Origin of the sequence: Sphaerotilus sp. FB-3 (genome assembly GCF_023706025.1) — a bacterium.
In the GTDB taxonomy this organism is placed as follows: domain Bacteria; phylum Pseudomonadota; class Gammaproteobacteria; order Burkholderiales; family Burkholderiaceae_C; genus Sphaerotilus; species Sphaerotilus sulfidivorans.
This window is the reverse complement of sequence record NZ_BQWE01000017.1, coordinates 87,308-103,756: the sequence shown is the minus strand read 5'-3', so window position 1 is coordinate 103,756 and position 16,449 is coordinate 87,308. Positions and strand designations below refer to the sequence as shown.

Annotated in this window: 18 protein-coding genes; 8 read left to right on the top strand and 10 right to left on the bottom strand. The window is 69.1% G+C overall.

What is annotated here, in order from left to right; translation table 11 throughout:
- The first annotated feature begins 6 nt into the window (after positions 1-6).
- Genes NFT33_RS10095 through NFT33_RS10085 form a run of 3 tightly spaced genes read left to right on the top strand, consistent with a single transcriptional unit; the run spans position 7 to position 3,128 of the window.
- The gene (locus tag NFT33_RS10095) at positions 7-1,998 is read left to right on the top strand and encodes a methyl-accepting chemotaxis protein (RefSeq protein WP_251675048.1); all 1,992 of its coding nucleotides are present in this window, start codon (positions 7-9) and stop codon (positions 1,996-1,998) included.
- Between the two features lie 25 nt (positions 1,999-2,023).
- Positions 2,024-2,584, top strand: a complete 561-nt coding sequence (locus NFT33_RS10090) for a chemotaxis protein CheW (RefSeq protein WP_173807541.1) — start codon at positions 2,024-2,026, stop codon at positions 2,582-2,584.
- The gene (locus NFT33_RS10085; RefSeq protein ID WP_251675046.1) at positions 2,565-3,128 is read left to right on the top strand and encodes a chemotaxis protein CheD; all 564 of its coding nucleotides are present in this window, start codon (positions 2,565-2,567) and stop codon (positions 3,126-3,128) included. Before NFT33_RS10090 ends, NFT33_RS10085 begins: the two co-directional genes overlap by 20 nt.
- 18 nt (positions 3,129-3,146) lie before the next feature.
- Here the strand turns inward: NFT33_RS10085 and aroC are convergent, their stop codons facing one another.
- Complete coding sequence (aroC, locus tag NFT33_RS10080; RefSeq protein ID WP_251675044.1) at positions 3,147-4,259, bottom strand: chorismate synthase; 1,113 nt, start codon at positions 4,257-4,259, stop codon at positions 3,147-3,149.
- A gap of 261 nt (positions 4,260-4,520) precedes the next feature.
- On the opposite strand from aroC, the gene NFT33_RS10075 reads away from it, so the two are divergent.
- Positions 4,521-4,985: a chemotaxis protein CheW gene (locus NFT33_RS10075; protein WP_244954526.1), complete on the top strand. Its 465-nt coding sequence runs from the start codon at positions 4,521-4,523 to the stop codon at positions 4,983-4,985.
- A gap of 172 nt (positions 4,986-5,157) precedes the next feature.
- Positions 5,158-5,580: a HAMP domain-containing protein gene (locus NFT33_RS10070; protein WP_149503911.1), complete on the top strand. Its 423-nt coding sequence runs from the start codon at positions 5,158-5,160 to the stop codon at positions 5,578-5,580.
- On the opposite strand, the gene NFT33_RS10065 is transcribed toward NFT33_RS10070, so the two are convergent.
- On the bottom strand, positions 5,523-5,990 hold the full coding sequence (locus tag NFT33_RS10065) for a CBS domain-containing protein (RefSeq protein WP_149503912.1): 468 nt from the start codon (positions 5,988-5,990) through the stop codon (positions 5,523-5,525). The genes NFT33_RS10070 and NFT33_RS10065 overlap by 58 nt on opposite strands.
- 102 nt (positions 5,991-6,092) lie before the next feature.
- On the opposite strand from NFT33_RS10065, the gene NFT33_RS10060 reads away from it, so the two are divergent.
- A complete protein-coding gene (locus tag NFT33_RS10060) occupies positions 6,093-7,016 on the top strand; it encodes an alpha/beta fold hydrolase (RefSeq protein WP_251675041.1) in 924 nt (307 codons plus the stop codon).
- Here NFT33_RS10060 and NFT33_RS10055 read toward each other — a convergent pair.
- From NFT33_RS10055 to NFT33_RS10050, 3 genes are all read right to left on the bottom strand, one after another.
- The gene (locus NFT33_RS10055; RefSeq protein WP_309296139.1) at positions 6,970-8,052 is read right to left on the bottom strand and encodes a methyl-accepting chemotaxis protein; all 1,083 of its coding nucleotides are present in this window, start codon (positions 8,050-8,052) and stop codon (positions 6,970-6,972) included. The genes NFT33_RS10060 and NFT33_RS10055 overlap by 47 nt on opposite strands.
- A 3-nt stretch (positions 8,053-8,055) precedes the next feature.
- Positions 8,056-8,619 (bottom strand): PAS domain-containing protein, encoded by a 564-nt coding sequence (locus tag NFT33_RS19240; RefSeq protein WP_309296138.1) that lies wholly within the window; start codon positions 8,617-8,619, stop codon positions 8,056-8,058.
- Between the two features lie 171 nt (positions 8,620-8,790).
- Positions 8,791-10,017 (bottom strand): YihY family inner membrane protein, encoded by a 1,227-nt coding sequence (locus NFT33_RS10050; protein ID WP_309296137.1) that lies wholly within the window; start codon positions 10,015-10,017, stop codon positions 8,791-8,793.
- A 58-nt stretch (positions 10,018-10,075) separates the two neighbouring features.
- On the opposite strand from NFT33_RS10050, the gene NFT33_RS10045 reads away from it, so the two are divergent.
- On the top strand, positions 10,076-10,546 hold the full coding sequence (locus tag NFT33_RS10045; RefSeq protein WP_309296136.1) for a DUF2069 domain-containing protein: 471 nt from the start codon (positions 10,076-10,078) through the stop codon (positions 10,544-10,546).
- Positions 10,543-11,967 (top strand): FAD-binding oxidoreductase, encoded by a 1,425-nt coding sequence (locus NFT33_RS10040; RefSeq protein ID WP_220786230.1) that lies wholly within the window; start codon positions 10,543-10,545, stop codon positions 11,965-11,967. The genes NFT33_RS10045 and NFT33_RS10040 overlap by 4 nt, the downstream gene beginning before the upstream one ends.
- A 54-nt stretch (positions 11,968-12,021) precedes the next feature.
- On the opposite strand, the gene NFT33_RS10035 is transcribed toward NFT33_RS10040, so the two are convergent.
- The 5 genes from NFT33_RS10035 to NFT33_RS10015 are packed head-to-tail and all read right to left on the bottom strand — an operon-like array spanning position 12,022 to position 16,441.
- Positions 12,022-12,516, bottom strand: a complete 495-nt coding sequence (locus NFT33_RS10035) for a DUF1178 family protein (RefSeq protein WP_251675036.1) — start codon at positions 12,514-12,516, stop codon at positions 12,022-12,024.
- A 9-nt stretch (positions 12,517-12,525) separates the two neighbouring features.
- Positions 12,526-13,146: an NUDIX domain-containing protein gene (locus tag NFT33_RS10030; protein ID WP_149503919.1), complete on the bottom strand. Its 621-nt coding sequence runs from the start codon at positions 13,144-13,146 to the stop codon at positions 12,526-12,528.
- Between the two features lie 5 nt (positions 13,147-13,151).
- Entirely contained in the window at positions 13,152-13,451 is a 300-nt protein-coding gene (locus tag NFT33_RS10025) for a DUF2818 family protein (protein WP_220786228.1), read from the bottom strand.
- A gap of 16 nt (positions 13,452-13,467) precedes the next feature.
- Positions 13,468-14,949, bottom strand: a complete 1,482-nt coding sequence (gene nuoN, locus NFT33_RS10020) for an NADH-quinone oxidoreductase subunit NuoN (protein WP_251675034.1) — start codon at positions 14,947-14,949, stop codon at positions 13,468-13,470.
- Positions 14,950-14,968: 19 nt separating this feature from the next.
- Positions 14,969-16,441 (bottom strand): NADH-quinone oxidoreductase subunit M, encoded by a 1,473-nt coding sequence (locus tag NFT33_RS10015; RefSeq protein WP_251675032.1) that lies wholly within the window; start codon positions 16,439-16,441, stop codon positions 14,969-14,971.
- Positions 16,442-16,449: the final 8 nt, after the last annotated feature.

The following is a 16,449-nucleotide window of genomic DNA, read 5'->3' as shown; positions in this document are numbered from 1 at the left end:
TCAACCATGTTCCAGATCAAGAGCATCTACCAGGCCCAGCGCGAACAGGACGCGATCGAGCGCCATCTCGCCCGCGCCGTCCAGGCCGCCGCCCAGGGCGACTTCTCGCAGCGGGTCGACGCAGCGGCGCTGCCGCCGCATCTGCACGGCACCGCCGCCGCCGTCAACCAGCTGATCGACACCGTCGCGCAGATGCGTCTCGATCTGTCCCGCATGCATGCGGAGCATGACAAGGGCGACATCGATGCCGTCATCGATGCCAACCGCTACCGCGGCGAGCTGCGCCAGATGGCGCAGGGCATCAATGACCTGGTGACCGCGCACATCACGGTCAAGAAGATGGCCCTGGGCGTGGTGCATGAGTTCGGCCTGGGCAACTTCGACGCACCGATGCCCCAGCTGCCGGGCAAGAAGGCCTTCATCAACGACACGATCGAGCAGGTACGCACCCGCTTGCGCCAGGCCGCCACGGTCGCAGCGGAGAACGTGCGCATCCGGCTGTCCCTCGACGAGGTGCCCAGCGCCGTGATGATCGCCGATACGCAAGGCATCATCCGCTACATGAACAAGTCGGTGACGACGCTGCTGCGTCGCATCGAACCGGATCTGCGCACACTGGTGCCCGGCTTCGACGCAAGCCGCACGCTGGGTGCGAACTTCGACACCTTCCATCGAAACCCGTCCCATCAGCGAGGTCTTGTGGATGGCCTGCGCCAGCCACATCACGTCCATATCAAGGCGGGTGCACACACCATCCGGCTCATCGCCACGCCGATCTCTGACGGTCATGGCCAGCGCGTCGGCACCATCGTCGAATGGGTCGACCGCACCGCAGAAGTCCGTGCCGAGCAGGAAATCACCAACGCAGTCGAGGCCGCCGCCAAGGGCGACTTCACGCATCGACTGGACACACGCAACAGCGAAGGATTCTTCCGCGTTCTCGGCGAGCACATGAACGCACTGCTCGGCACGACTGAAACCAATCTCGACCAGCTCGGTCGCTCGCTCACAGCGGTGGCCCAGGGCGACCTCACGCACGAGCTGCGGGGCGAATTCCAAGGGGTGTTCATGAGACTGCAGGAGGACATGAATCGCATGACCCGCCAGCTGGTGACGACGATCTCCGATGTCTCGGCCGCCGCAGCAGCGCTGACCGCCGCCGCCAGCCAGGTCTCGAGCACCTCGCAGACACTGTCGCAGTCAGCCTCGGAGCAGGCCGCCAGCGTCGAGGAGACCACCGCCTCGCTGCAGGAGATGGCGGCTTCGGTCAAGCAGAACTCGGAGAACGCCAACATCACCGACGGCATGGCCTCCAAGGCCGCCAGCGAGGCGGTGACGGGTGGCTCGGCGGTGACCCGCACCGTCGAGACGATGAAGTCGATCGCCTCGAAGATCTCGATCATCGACGACATCGCCTATCAGACCAATCTGCTGGCGCTCAATGCCGCGATCGAGGCGGCGCGGGCCGGCGAACACGGCAAGGGCTTCGCGGTGGTCGCCGCCGAGGTGCGCAAGCTCGCCGAGCGCAGCCAGGTCGCCGCGCAGGAAATCGGCCAGCTCGCGGGTTCGAGCGTGCAGCTGGCCGAGCAGGCCGGCAATGTGCTGACCCAGATGGTGCCGACGATCAACCGCACCTCCGAGCTGGTGCAGGAGATCTCCGCCGCCTCGGGCGAACAGGCCGCGGGCGTCAACCAGATCACCACCGCGATGAGCCACCTCAACGGCGCGACGCAGCAGAACGCCTCGGCCTCCGAGGAGCTCTCGGCCACCGCCGAGGAGCTCTCGGGCCAGGCCGCGCAGCTGCAGGAGATGATCGCCTTCTTCCGTCTGGCCCAGGACGAGGGCGGATTCGGCCACGCCGCGCCGGCCCGCATGGGCTCCGCACGGTCGTCGGGCGGATTCGACGAAGGCAGCCGCCGCGCCCGCAGCATGCCGACGGGCAGCGGCTCGCGGGGCCGCGCGGCGATGGCGGTCGAGGCCGGATTCGGTCACTTCTGAACCCGGCCCGCGCGCCCCGCCTGCCATGATCGCCTCATCGATCGCTTCCGCCTCCCGCGGTCACGGCCAGCCGGCCCGGGAGGACGACGGATCGCCGCTGCACCAGTTCCTGTGCTTCGCGCTCGGCCTGGAGCCCTGCGCGGTGCGCATCGACCTGGTGCGCGAGATCCTCGAGGTCGGCCACATGACGCCGCTGCCGCTGATGCCGGCCTTCGTTCGCGGCGTGATGAACCTGCGCGGCGTCGTCGTGCCGGTGATCGACCTCGGCGCCCGGCTCGGCCTGCCCGCCACCGTCATCGGCCGACGCACCTGCATCGTCATCGTCGACGTCTGCCTGCCCGACGACGGCGGCACGCAGACGCTGGGCGTGCTGGTCGACGCGGTGCAGGAGGTCATCAACATCGCCGAACGCGACCTCGAGCCGGTACCGCGGCTGGGCACGCGCATCGACGCGGCGCATCTGCGCAGCATGGTGCGCCACCGCCAGCAGGCCACGCCCGAGCTCGATCTGGCCGCGATCCTCGATCCGCAGCGCCTGGTCGGGCTGATCGGCGAGCATCGCCAGCATGCGCAGCCGCCTCACTGAAGCGGCGGTACACCACCGCGAACCGGTCTCCGGCTTCGTGCAGCCCCGCCAGGGCCATGCCCTGAACCTGCTGGCCGGCCAGCTCTACTTCGGCACCCAGGCCGGCACGGTGCGCACGCTGCTGGGCTCGTGCGTCGCGTTGGTGCTGTGGCATCCGCAGCGACGCATCGGCGCGATGTGCCACTACCTGCTGCCCGGCAGGCAGCGCCGCGACGGCTCGCCCGACGCCCGCTTCGGCGACGAGGCGATCGGTCTGCTGCTGCAGGCGATCGAGCGCAGCGGCACCCGGCCCGCGGATTTCCAGACCCACCTCTACGGCGGCGCCGACACCATGCCGGGCCGGGACGGCCCGAACTTCAACATCGGCGAGCGCAACATCGCCATCGGCTGCGAGCTGATCGACCACCACGGCTTCGATCTGCAGGCGGTCGATGTCGGCGACTTCGTGCCGCGCACCGTGACCCTGGACCTGCAGGCAGGCCGCATCGAGGTCAGACGCGGCCACTCGTCCCGGCAGGCGATCCGGCGCATCCAGCAGCGCTGAACGCGGCCGAAGCCGATCTCAGGCCTGAGGTGCGACTTGGCCGGCCAGCGGCGGCACCGGCAGCACGACATCCGCGCACTGCGCGCGCCAGCGCAGCACATGGTCCATCACCACCAGCGCCAGCATCGCCTCGGCGATCGGCGTGGCACGGATGCCCACGCACGGGTCGTGGCGGCCGAAGGTTTCAACCGAGGTCGGCTCACTGGCGCGGTTGACCGAGGCCTTCGGGATGCGGATCGAGCTGGTCGGCTTGATCGCGATGGAGACCTCCAGGTCCTGACCGGTCGAGAGGCCACCGAGCACGCCGCCGGCATGGTTGCTGGCGAAGCCGGTCGGCAGCATCTCGTCGCCGTGCTCGCTGCCGCGCTGCGTCACCACACCGAAGCCGTCACCGATCTCAACGCCCTTGACCGCGTTGATGCCCATCATCGCGTGCGCGATGTCGGCGTCGAGCTTGTCGAACAGTGGCTCGCCCAGCCCGACGGGCACGCCACGCGCCACCACCTTCAGCCGCGCGCCGACCGAGTCGCCGGACTTGCGCAGCGCGTCCATGTAGGCCTCGAGCTCGGCCACCTTGGCCGTGCCTGCCGGCGCGAAGAAGGGATTGACCGGGATCTGCGCCTCGTCCTCGAACGGGATCGCCACGTCGCCGAGCTGGGTCATCCAGCCGGCGAAGGTGGTGCCGTGGCGCTGCTGCAGCCATTTCTTGGCCACCGCACCGGCAGCCACCATCGGCGCGGTCAGCCGTGCCGACGAGCGCCCGCCGCCGCGCGGGTCGCGCAGGCCGTAGCGGCGCCAGTAGGTGTAGTCGGCGTGGCCGGGACGGAAAGTGTCGAGAATGTTGCCGTAGTCCTTGCTGCGCTGGTCGGTGTTGCGGATCAGCAGGCAGATCGGCGTGCCGGTGGTCTTGCCTTCATAGACGCCGGAGAGGATCTCCACAGCGTCGGGCTCGTTGCGCTGCGTCACATGGCGGCTGGTGCCGGGGCGGCGGCGGTCCAGATCAGGCTGGATGTCCGCTTTGGAGAGCTCGAGCCCCGGAGGGCAGCCATCGATGACGCAGCCGATCGCCGGGCCGTGGCTCTCGCCGAAGTTGGTGACGCGAAACAGGAGGCCGAAGGTGCTGCCGGACATGGTGGGAGGACGCGCTCAGAGTTCGAGGAAATGGCGGCGATTGTAGGCGCCCGGTCCCGGCCGGCCGAGACGGCGCGAATTGTCCGGCGAATGCCCTGCTGCTCAGGACTTCCCCAGGCCTGTCGATACCGAAAATCCATCCATCGTCACCAGGGACCTCCCATGAGCACGGCTTTCGAAACCCCCACCGCGACCCGCTCCCCTTCCGGCGCCTCGAGCAAGTCCCAGCAGCGCGGCCAGGCTGGCTCCGAGGGCGGCAGCATGGCCCACCTGCGCGGCGAGTACCTGACCTTCCGCCTGGGCAACGAGGAATACGGCATCGACATCCTCAAGGTCCAGGAAATCCGCTCCTATGAGGCACCGACCCGCATCGCCAACGCCGCATCCTGCTTCAAGGGTGTGGTCAATCTGCGCGGCGTCATCGTGCCGATCGTCGACCTGCGGCTGAAATTCGGCTGCGACTCGGCCGAGTACAACAGCTTCACCGTCGTGATCGTGCTGAACATCAACGGTCGTGTCGTCGGCGCGGTGGTGGATTCGGTGTCGGATGTGCTGGAGCTGCCCGGCGAGGCAGTCCGCCCCACGCCGGACATGGATGCCAGCGTCGACACCCACTACATCACCGGCATCGCCAGCCTGCAGGAGCGCATGCTCATCCTGCTCGACATCGAGGCCCTGATGGGCAGCTCCGACATGGGCCTGACCGGCTCGATGCTCGACATGTGACCGGGTGACCGCTTTCGGTTCCAGCCTCGAGTCATCCTGACTCGTTGACAGCACGGCCCCTTAAGGGCGCCGTGCTTTTTTTATGGCATGGTCAGATCTGTTACAAGCAGAAACAACCATGCCCAAGCGATCTCGTCCTGTCCACCGCTCTCGCCGCAGCCGTCGCACGGTCTTGTCGATCCGGACTCGGCTGCTGCTCTGCGCCCTGCTGCCGCTTGGCCTGGCCACGCTGGCGCTGCTGGTGTCGCATCAGTGGCCCGGTCCGGCCGGCAGTCCGCTGGCAGGCGCACTGCTGCTGGGCGCACTCGGCCTGGCGCTGGCGCTGGTGCAGTCGCATGGGCGCGCCCTGACCGAGCCGCTGCTGCAGGCGCAGCAGGCGCTGGACGCACTCCAGCGCGGCGACTACGACCACCCGGTTCCGGTGCTTCGTCTGGACGAGAGCGGCGAGGTGCTGCGCCGCATCCGCGAGCTGGGCGACTACCTGACGGTCGTGCTGCCGTCAGAGAATGGCGATGAGCCCGATCAGGTGCACCAGGTTCAGGTGCGCGAGGCCGCCTCGTCGCTGCCCGCCTCGGCCGGCCAGTCGCGGATGTAGGCCTTGAGCATGCGGTTCTCGAAGTCCTGGCTGTCGACCACCGCCTTGGCCACGTCGTAGAAGGAGATCACGCCCATCAGCGTGCGGGCGCTCATGACCGGCATGTAGCGGGCATGGCGCTCGAGCATCATGCGACGCACTTCGTCCATCTCGGTGCCGGGCGTGCAGGTCAGCGGGTGGTCATCCATCACGCCACGCACCGTCATCGCGCCGATGGAGCCCTGGTTGCGCACGACCGCCTGGATGACCTCGCGGAAGGTGAGCATGCCGACCAGGTCGCCGTGCTCCATGACCACCAGCGAGCCGATGTCATGCTCGGCCATCACGGCCACGGCTTCGGCCAGCGGCTGGTTCGGGGTGACGGTGAAGAGCGTGTTTCCCTTGACACGCAGGATGTCGCTGACTTTCATGGGGAGGTCCTTGGAGTTGTCGGATTCGGGACGCAAGAAACGGTGCTGTTGCGCCAATATAGCCCACATCCTGCCCGAGTTCACCCCAAGGAGACCTGTGTGATGCCGATGCGATTCACGCTGGCCGGACGCCAGCTGCATGCCGACCAGGCGCCTGGCGCCGCCCCCGATTCACGATGTGTCGTGTTCGTGCATGGCGCGCTCAACGACCGGAGCGTCTGGACGCATGCGGCGCGCTGGTGCCGGACGCAGGGCCTGGGCGTGCTGGTGCCGGACCTGCCCGGCCACGGCCTCAGCGAGGGCCCGCCTGACGCGGACATCGGCGCGATGGCCGACACCCTGCTGGCCCTGCTGCGATCGGCCGGGCTCGGGCGGATCGTGCTGGTCGGCCACAGCATGGGCTCGCTGATCGCGCTGGAGGTGGCCGCACGTCTGGCGGGGCCTGACAAGGCGCCACAGGATCCGCAGATCAGCGATCTGGTGATGGTCGGCACCGCGTTCCCGATGCGGGTGGCGCCGGTGCTGCTGCAGCAGGCTGCCCAAGCCCCGCTCCAGGCGATCGAGCTGATCGCCTCGCTGTCACATGCGGGCCCGTCGGACGGCCGTGCCGAGCGCCAGGCCGCCAGCCGGGCACGCATGCAGCGGGTGCTGGCCGGCTGCGATGCACGGCGGCTGCCCGAAGGCCGGCGCACCTTGCTGGAGCTGGATCTGGCCGCCTGTGACCGCCATGACAGCGCGCTGGCGGCAGCCCGCCTGCTGACCGAAGCGACCGAGGCCGGCGGCCCGCCGCGCTGCCACCTGATCTGCGGCGAGCTCGACCAGATGACCCCGGTGCGACGCGCCGCGGCGCTGAGGGATGCGCTGCAGGCCGGGCAGCAGACGCTGCCTCAGGCCGGCCACGCGATGATGGAGGATGACCCCGAAGGCTTCGTCGCTGCGCTGCAGGCGGTGCTGCAGGCCGAGGCGACGGCCCGTCCAGTCAGGCCGTCGCCAGCCGACGCGCCTTCATCTCCCGACGCAGGCTGACCGCATCGCTGGCGTGGGCCAGCGCCGGTGCCGCCGCATCGAGCCGGAACACCGCCACCGCCTCGGTCACCGCCTGGGCCTGGCCGGTGACCGTCTCGGATGCCGAGGACAGCTCGTCGACCAGCGCCGCGTTCTTCTGCGTGAGCTGATCCATGTGCGAGACCGCCTCGTTGATCTGGGAGATGCCGTTGAGCTGCTCGGAGGCACCGGCGCTGATGCCCGCCACCAGCTCGCTCATGCGCTGCACCGCCACCTGGGCCTCCTCCATCGTGCCGCAGGCCCGACGGGTCTGCTCGGAGCCGGCCTCGACCTTCAGACCGGCATCCTCGATCAGGTCCTTGATCTCGCGGGCCGCCACCGAGGTGCGCTGCGCGAGCTGGCGCACCTCGCCGGCCACGACACCGAAACCCCGTCCCTGCTCGCCAGCGCGTGCGGCCTCCACCGCGGCATTGAGCGCCAGCAGATTGGTCTGCAGCGCGATGCCGTCGATCACCTGGGTGATCTCGCGGATGCGTCGCGAGGCGTCGGCGATCGCCTCGACCGTGACGGTGACCTCCTTGACCGCCTCGGTGCTGCGCGCGGTCACGTCGGCCGCCTGGCGCGCCACATCGGCGACATCGCGGGCGGTGTCGGCGCTGTGCCGCACCGTCTCGGTGATCTCGGCCATCGACGCGGAGGTCTGCTCCAGGCTGGAGGCCTGGGATTCGGTGCGCTCGGCCAGATTGCGGTTGCCGCTGGCCAGATCATGCGAGGTGTGCCGCAGCCGCTCGACGCCGGCACGGGTGTCGCCGACGATGGCCATCAGGTTGACCGAGAGCTGATTGAGCGCTCGCGCCAGCCGGCCGCTCAGCCCGGGCTGGCCGGTCGGCAGCTGTCCGGTCAGATCGCCAGCAGCCAGCCGGTTGGCAAAGCGCAGCAGCGCCTTCAGCGGCTCCTGGTTCTGCCGGCGGATCAGCGCGGCCACGCCGACCGACACACCGGCAGCCAGGAGCGCCGCCGCCGCCGTCGCGGCAAGCTGCCCGGGCCAGAGCGACATCAGCTACGCGCCGCCCCAGCCGCCGGCCACGCCAAGCAGGCACAGCGCCTGGGTGCGCCAGTGACCGTCGCCCTGCAGGCGGTCCAACCCGCGGGCCAGCACGCCCTGAGGCGCCAGACGACCCGCCTGCAGGCGCGGTCCGCCGCCGCCCCGGCTCGCCGCCTCGCGCATGCGGGCATACAAGGTCTCGGCCTCGCTCACCTGCTGACGGTCAGGCAGGGTGCGCACCGACATGTAGCCCACCGGTCGATCGCCATCGAGCAGAGGCGTCACATTGGCCATGACCCAGTAGTGATCGCCGTTCTTGCGCCGGTTCTTCACCAGTCCGGACCAGGGCTGCCCCGACTCGATCGTCTGCCACATGTCGCGGAAGGCCTCTTCCGGCATGTCGGGGTGGCGAATCATGTTGTGCGGCTGACCGAGCAGCTCCTCCCGGGTGTAGCCGCTGACCTCGATGAAGGCCGGATTGCAATAGAGGATCCGCCCCTGGAGATCGGTCGTGGAGACCAGAGCCTGCCCGGCCGGGAAAGCGTACTCCCGCTGGGTGATCGGCAGATTGGTGCGCATGCAGACTTCCTTCCCTCGAACTGCCTGGAATGGGGAACAACAGGAATCATGCTCGCAGGCAGGCTGCGAGAACTGCGCAAGCCTAGGGCGCAGGTTCCCCGGCTGAAACCACAAAAACCTGCCGGGTCCGGGTGCTGCTCCGGCTCATGTCCGGGTCCACGCTGCCGGACTTCAGTTCACGGAATGTTGCGGCTCCAGGCAGTCCGGCTCCCCAGGCCTGGCCAGGGCATCGGCCAGGGTGAGTTCCGACAGGCCGGTGCGCTGCTGCAGCGGCTGCAGCAGCGGATCGCCGGCCAGCAGCAGCCGCTCGACCAGCGGGGCCAGAGGCGTGGCCGCCGGCTCGGCCAGCAGCACATGGCGCGCCTCGCCGTCCTCGGCCAGCAGCCCGATCCAGTCGAGGCGCTGCAGCACCTCCAGCACCGGCTCGGCCTGCAGCGGGTCCAGGCGCAGGCGCTCGCACAGCGCGGCCAGCGCCATGCCGCGCGCTGGCGTCTGACGCGCCCGGGCCAGCTCGCCCAGCAGTTCCAGCGCCAGCACGAAGCGCCAGCCCGGCCGGTACTCGCGCCGGCGCACCCGCAGGTCCAGGCTGGGCATGTAGGCCGCCACCACCGCGCCCAGCAGCACGATGACCCAGCCCAGATAGATCCAGATCAGCAGGATCGGCAGGGTCGCGAAGGCGCCGTAGATCGTGGTGTAGGTCGGCACCAGGCTCAAGTACCAGGCCAGCAGCTTCTTGGCGATCTCGAAGGCCACCGCGACGAAGATCCCGCCCGCCAGGGCATGGGTCCAGCGCACCTGGGTGTTGGGCACGAAGCGGAACAGCATCGCCGCGCCCAGGGCCATCAGCAGCAGCTCGGCCAGCCCCAGCAGCAGCGCCACCCCGCCCGGCAGGCTTTCGACCACATCGCGCGACGCGGTCAGGGCCCAGGAGGTCAGCGACAGGCTGAAGCCCAGCATCAGCGGCCCGAGCGTGGCGGTGGTCCAGTACACCAGCACCCGGCGGGTCAGCGACCGGGGCTGACGCACCCGCCAGATCGCGTTGAGCGAGCGGTCGATGGTCAGCAGCATCGCGATCGCGGTGAAGAACAGCACCACCAGACCCACCGCCCCCACCCGGCTGGCCTTGGTGGCGAACAGCGTGAGCTGCTGCAGCACCGGCCGCGCGATCGCGTCAGGCACCAGGTTCTGCAGGAAGTACAGCTCCAGCGCCTTGCGCAGGCTGGCGAACATCGGAAAGACGGTGAAGATCGCGAAGGCCACCGTCAGCAGCGGCACCAGCGAGACGGTGGTGGTGAAGGTCAGGCTGCCGGCCGCCACGCCCAGCCGGTCTTCGCGAAAGCGCTGGCGCAGGGTCTGCAGGGTCTCGCGCCAGGGCCAGTGCGATCGGGAGATATTCATGACGGATATCATGCCAAAGCCCCCGGCCCGCCCGGGAACGAACACGATCCCTGCCCACATGAACGACGCTCCCGCCCCCTCGCCCCACCCGACTGCCGCCCATTCCACCGATCCGGTCGATCCGGTCGACGGCCAGCCGCGACCGCCCACGCCCGCGGTGCAGCGCAGCCGCTGGCTGACCTTCGGACTGTGCCTGGCGCTGGTCGTGCTGGGGCTGCTGTGGGAGCTGGTGCTGGCCCCGACCGGGCGCGGTACGCTGGTGATCAAGGTGCTGCCGCTGGTGCTGGCCCTGCCCGGCCTGTGGCGCATGCGGCTCTACACCTACCGCTGGCTGAGTCTGGCGGTCTGGCTCTACGCAGCCGAGGGCGGCGTGCGGGTGCTGGGCGAACGCGGCCTGGGCCCGGCGCTGGCCCTGACCGAGATCGTGCTGTCGGTGCTGCTGTTCGGCGCCTGCGCCTGGCATGTGCGTGCACGGCTGGCAGCCGGCCGTCTGCTGGCTGCAGAAAAGACCGCAGAGCCCGCCGCATGAGCCTGGACACCCCGAAGTTTCTCGAGCAGCTTGCAGCCCGGATCGGCCCGGCGCAGGTGCTGCGCGAAGGCGACCTGTCGGCCTGGACGCTGGACTGGCGCCGGCGCTGGCCGGGCCGCGCGCTGGCGGTGGCCCGGCCCGGCACGACCGAGGAGGTCGCGCAGGTGATGCGCCTGTGCGCCGAGCACCGCGTCGCGGTCGTGCCGCAGGGCGGCAACACCGGCCTGGTCGGCGCCTCGGTGCCCGACGCCAGCGGCACGCAGCTGCTGCTGAGCCTGCGCCGGCTCGAGCGGGTGCGCGCGATCGATCCGGCCAACCTGACGATGACGGTCGAGGCCGGCTGCGTGCTGCAGGCCGCGCAGCAGGCCGCCGAGGCCGAAGGACTGTGGCTGCCGCTGAGCCTGGCCTCGGAGGGCAGCTGCACCGTCGGCGGCAACCTGGCGACCAACGCCGGCGGCACCCAGGTGCTGCGCCACGGCAACGCGCGCGAGCTGTGCCTGGGGCTGGAGGTGGTGACGCCGGCCGGCGAGATCTGGGACGGGCTCTCCGGCCTGCGCAAGGACAACACCGGCTATGACCTGCGCCATCTCTACATCGGCAGCGAGGGCACGCTGGGCGTGATCACCGCGGCGGTCATGAAGCTGCAGCCGCAGCCGGCGGCCACCCGCACCGCGCTGGCGGCCTGCGACTCGCTCGAGGCCTGCGTGGCGCTGCTGCGCCTGGCGCGCAGCCAGGCGGGCGACGCGCTGACCGGCTTCGAGGTGATCGGCCGGCATGCGCTGTCGCTGGTGGCACGGCATTTCCCGCAGATCCCGCAGCCACTGCCGGCCTGCGCCTGGACGGTGCTGCTGGAACTCTCCGACAGCGAGGGCGAGGCCCATGCGCAGGGCCTGCTCGAGGCGCTGCTGGCGCGCGCGCTGGACGCGGGCATGATCGGCGACGCGGCGGTGGCGCGGTCGCTGGTGCAGTCACGCGCGATGTGGCAGCTGCGCGAGTCGGTGTCGGCGGCGCAGTCGGCCGAGGGGCTCAACATCAAGCACGACATCGGGCTGCCGGTGTCGGCGATTCCCGAGTTCGTGGCCCGCACGGATGCGGCGCTGCGCGCGCGCTGGCCCGGCGTGCGCCCGGTCACCTTCGGCCACCTGGGCGACGGCAACCTGCACTACAACGTGCAGGCGCCCGAGGGCGAGGATCCGGGCCGCTTCCTGGACGAGCAGGAAGACGCGGTCAACATGCTGGTGCACGATGCGGTGCAGGCACACCGCGGCACGATCTCGGCCGAGCACGGCATCGGCCGGCTCAAGCGCGACGAGCTGCAGCGGCGCAAGTCGCCGGTGGCGCTGGCGCTGATGCGCTCGATCAAGCAGGCACTGGACCCGGACGGCCGGATGAACCCGGACCGGATGCTGCCGGCAGGCTGAAAGCCCGACGCAGCGAACCCGCCCGGCTCATCCCAGGGGCCTTGTTGGCTGCATCTACTGCAGCGGGCCGTCCAGCCCTTCGGGCACCGGCAGCGCCAGCACCCCGATGCCCTCCTCGCGCAGCTCGCGGCGCTCCTCGGGCGTGGCCTGGCCGCGAATGCCGCGGGCCTCGGCATCGCCGTGATGAATGCGCCGGGCTTCCTCGGCGAAGCGCGGACCGACATCCTCGGTATGCGCCAGCACATGGCGCACCGCCTGCAGGAAGATCGCCTCGGCCTGCTGCCGCTCGGGCGTGGCCGCGGGGGCCGGATGGGAGACCGGTCGGGGCGACGGCACCTGGACAGGTGCAGCAGAGCGTGCGCTCGGGGTCTCGGCCCGCGAGGTCGACAGGTTCAGCCGCGGCGCCGAGGGCAGGCGCACCACCTCGGCACTGCCGCACAGCGGACAGGTCAGCAGGCCGCGCGCGCACTGGGACTGGTAGTCCTCCTCGGAGCCGAACCAGCCCTCGAAGCCGTGCCCGGCCTCGCACTGCAGATCGAATACTTTCATGGACCGGAATTATCGGCCGCGGCTCCAGGCCTCGGCAGGCCGCCAGTCCAAGGCCCAGCGGCCGGCGCGCCATTGCTGCAGCCACAGCAGCGCGATCATCGTCTTGGCGTCGGTCACCTCGCCGTCGCGGATCCAGTCGGAGAGCTGCTGCTCGCTGGCGGCGAAGACATCGAGGAACTCGCCCTCGTCGAGCCGGCGCTCGCCGACCGTCAGGCCGCGTGCGAACCAGATCTCGATGCGCTCGTCGGAATAGGCGATCGCGTTGCGCAGCTCGCCGGCCAGCGCCCACTCGGCGGCGCTGCAGCCGGTCTCTTCGTGCAGCTCGCGCACGCCGCAGGTGATGCCCGCCTCGCCGGCGTCGATCTTGCCCGCGGGAAACTCGATGAAGGCGCGGTGATGCGGGTAGCGGTACTGGCGCTCGAGCAGCAGGCGGCCGTCGTCGAGGATCGGCACCACCATGACCGCGCCCGGGTGGACGATGTATTCGCGGTAGGAGACCGACCCGTCGGGCAGGCGCACCGTGTCGTGCATCACCTGCAGGAAGCGGCCCGAGTGGGCCAGCGTCGAGTCCAGGCGCTGCTCGCGCAGGTGGTCGTCGCCCTCGGGCAGATCGGCAAGATCAGGCAGCATGGACTTCAGCGCTGACGGCGCAGATAGCGCCAGACGAAGCCGGGAAAGGCCAGCGTCAGCATCAGGCACAGCAGCACGGCGTAGAACTGCCAGCCCTGCGGGACCATCTGGCCGGCGCGTGACTCCAGCAGCCGCCCGACCAGGATGACGATCCCGGTATGCAGCAGCAGCTCCAGCAGGCGCCAGGCCAGGGACTTCGGCGCGCGCAGCGGGCCGAAGGCCAGAAGCCGCTCGGTGATGAACGGCAGGTTGGCCAGCACCGCTGCCAGCAGCAGCACCAGCCAGATCGAGGCGGATGAGCTCACCTCTCGGACTCCGTCGTCAGCCGGCCAGCGACTTGACGATGGCCTGCGAGCACAGCGTCATCAGGCCGCCCGGAACGATGCCCAGCAGCAGCACCGCCGCGCCGTTGAGCGACAGCGCAGTGCGCGGGCCGCCGGCGATGACGATCGCCGCGCTGTCCTTCGGCTCGTCGAAGTACATGACCTTGACGACGCGGATGTAGTAGAAGGCGCCGATCAGCGACATCACCACACCGAAGATGGCCAGCTGGATCAGCACCGGATCATTGGTGGAGATCAGCGCCTGCAGCACCGCCAGCTTGGCGTGGAAGCCCACCATCGGCGGCACGCCGGCCAGCGAGAACAGGAAGATCGCCATCACCGCGGCCAGCACCGGGCTGCGCTTGTGCAGGCCGGCCAGGTCGGCGATGTCCTCGGCCTCGAAGCCCTGGCGCGCCAGCAGCATGATCAGACCGAAGGTGCCCAGCGTCGTGACCACATAGGTCAGGATGTAGAACAGCGACGAGCTGTAGGCGTTGGCGGCCGACAGGGTGTTGCCGTTGACCACGCCGGCGATCATGCCCAGCAGCAGGAAGCCCATTTGCGCGATGGTCGAGTAGGCCAGCATGCGCTTGAGGTTGGTCTGCGCGATCGCCGCCAGGTTGCCGATCAGCAGCGAGCACACCGCCAGCACGCCCAGCATCTGCTGCCAGTCGGCCGCCAGACCCATCATGCCGTCGACCAGCAGGCGCATCGCCATGCCGAAGGAGGCGATCTTCGGCGCACCGGCGATCAGCAGCGTGGCGGCGGTCGGCGCGCCCTGGTAGACGTCCGGCACCCACATGTGGAAGGGCACGGCACCGAGCTTGAAGGCCAGGCCGGAGACGATGAACACCAGACCGAAGGTCAGGACCTGGCGGTTGGCCTCGCCCTTGGCGATGACGTCGAAGATGGTGCCGATGTCCAGCGAGCCGGTCGCGCCATACAGCATCGACATGCCGTAGAGCAGGAAGCCGGAAGCCAGGGCGCCGAGCACGAAGTACTTCATCGCGGCTTCGGTCGACTGGGCGTGGTCGCGGCGCAGCGCTACCAGCGCGTACAGCGACAGGCTCATCAGCTCCAGGCCGATGTAGGTCACCAGCAGGTTGTTGGCCGACACCATCACCGAGATGCCCAGCAGCGAGAACAGGCTGAGCGAATACAGCTCGCCCTTGAGCATCTCGCGGCTCTCGGCATAGGGACGCGCGTAGATCAGCGTGACCGCGATCGCGATCACCGCAAACAGGGCCAGCAGGTGACCCATCGGATCGGACACCACCATGCGGTTCATCGCATAGAGGGTCTCGCCGTCCTGGATGTAGGTCCAGTGCATCGCACCGACGCCGGCCAGCGTCAGCAGCGTGAGCACATGGGTGGGCGTGCGCTTCGGGTCGGTGACGTAGAGGTCGGCCAGCGCGACCACGCAGGTCATCACCAGCAGGAAGATCTCGGGATACACCGCGAGCCAGTTCATTGCAGTCATGGGGTGCAGCGCTCCGTGATCACAGTTTCGAGACGCCGACGTGGCGGATCAGCTCGGTCACCGACACATGCATCACGTCGGTGAAGGGCTTGGGATACAGGCCCATGCCCAGCGTGCACAGGGCCAGGATCGCCAGGATCGCGAATTCTCGGGCGTTGATGTCGGTCAGCTCGCGGACATGGTCGTTGGCGACATCGCCGAAGTAGACGCGCTTGACCATCCACAGCGTGTAGGCGGCGCCGAAGATCAGCGCGGTGGCGGCCAGCAGGCCGATCCAGAAGTTGTACTTCACCGCGCCCAGGATGACCATCCACTCGCCGATGAAGCCCGCCGTGCCCGGCAGACCGGCATTGGCCATGCCGAAGAAGACCGCGAAGGCGGCGAACTTGGGCATCGTGTTGACCACGCCGCCGTAGCTGGCGATCTCGCGGGAGTGCACGCGGTCGTACAGCACGCCGATCGAGAAGAACATCGCGCCCGACACGAAGCCGTGCGAGACCATCTGCACCAGACCGCCGGAAATGCCCAGCTCGCTGAAGAAGAAGAAGCCCAGGGTGACGAAGCCCATGTGCGCGATCGACGAGTAGGCGACCAGCTTCTTCATGTCGTTCTGCACCATCGCCACCAGACCGATGTAGATCACGGCGATCAGCGACAGGGTGATCAGCAGCCAGGACCACTCATGCGAGGCGTCCGGTGCGATCGGCAGCGAGAAGCGCAGGAAGCCGTAGGCACCGAGCTTCAGCATGATCGCGGCCAGCACCATCGAGCCGCCGGTGGGCGCCTCGACGTGGGCGTCCGGCAGCCAGGTGTGGACCGGCCACATCGGCACCTTCACCGCGAAGGCGGCCAGGAAGGCGAAGAAGATCAGCGTCTGCACGTCCATCGGCAGCGGCAGCTTGTGCCACGTCAGGATGTCGAAGCTGCCACCCGACTTGTAGTACAGGTAGATCAGCGCGACGAGCATCAGCAGCGAGCCGGCCAGCGTGTACAGGAAGAACTTGATCGCGGCGTAGACGCGGCGCGGACCGCCCCAGATGCCGATGAGGATGTACATCGGGATCAGGGTCGCCTCGAAGAAGACGTAGAACAGCAGGCCGTCGACCGCCGAGAACACGCCCACCGTCAGGCCGGACATGATCAGGAAGGCGCCCATGTACTGATGCGCGCGGTCGGTGATGACCTCCCAGCCGGCGCCGACCACCAGCACGGTGATGAAGGCGGTCAGCGGGACGAACCACATCGAGATGCCATCGACACCCAGGTGGTAGTTGACGTTGAAGCGCGGAATCCAGCTGATCTTCTCGACGAACTGCATCGCAGCCGTCGAGTTGTCGAAGCCGGTGATCACCGGGATCGTGACCAGGAAGCTGACCAGCGCGCCGACCAGCGCGATCCAGCGCGCGGTGCCGGGTTGATCATCGCGGCCGACGGCCAGCAGGATGATCCCGAAGACGATCGGGATCCAGATCGCAAGAGAGAGGTATGCCATGTTCAGGT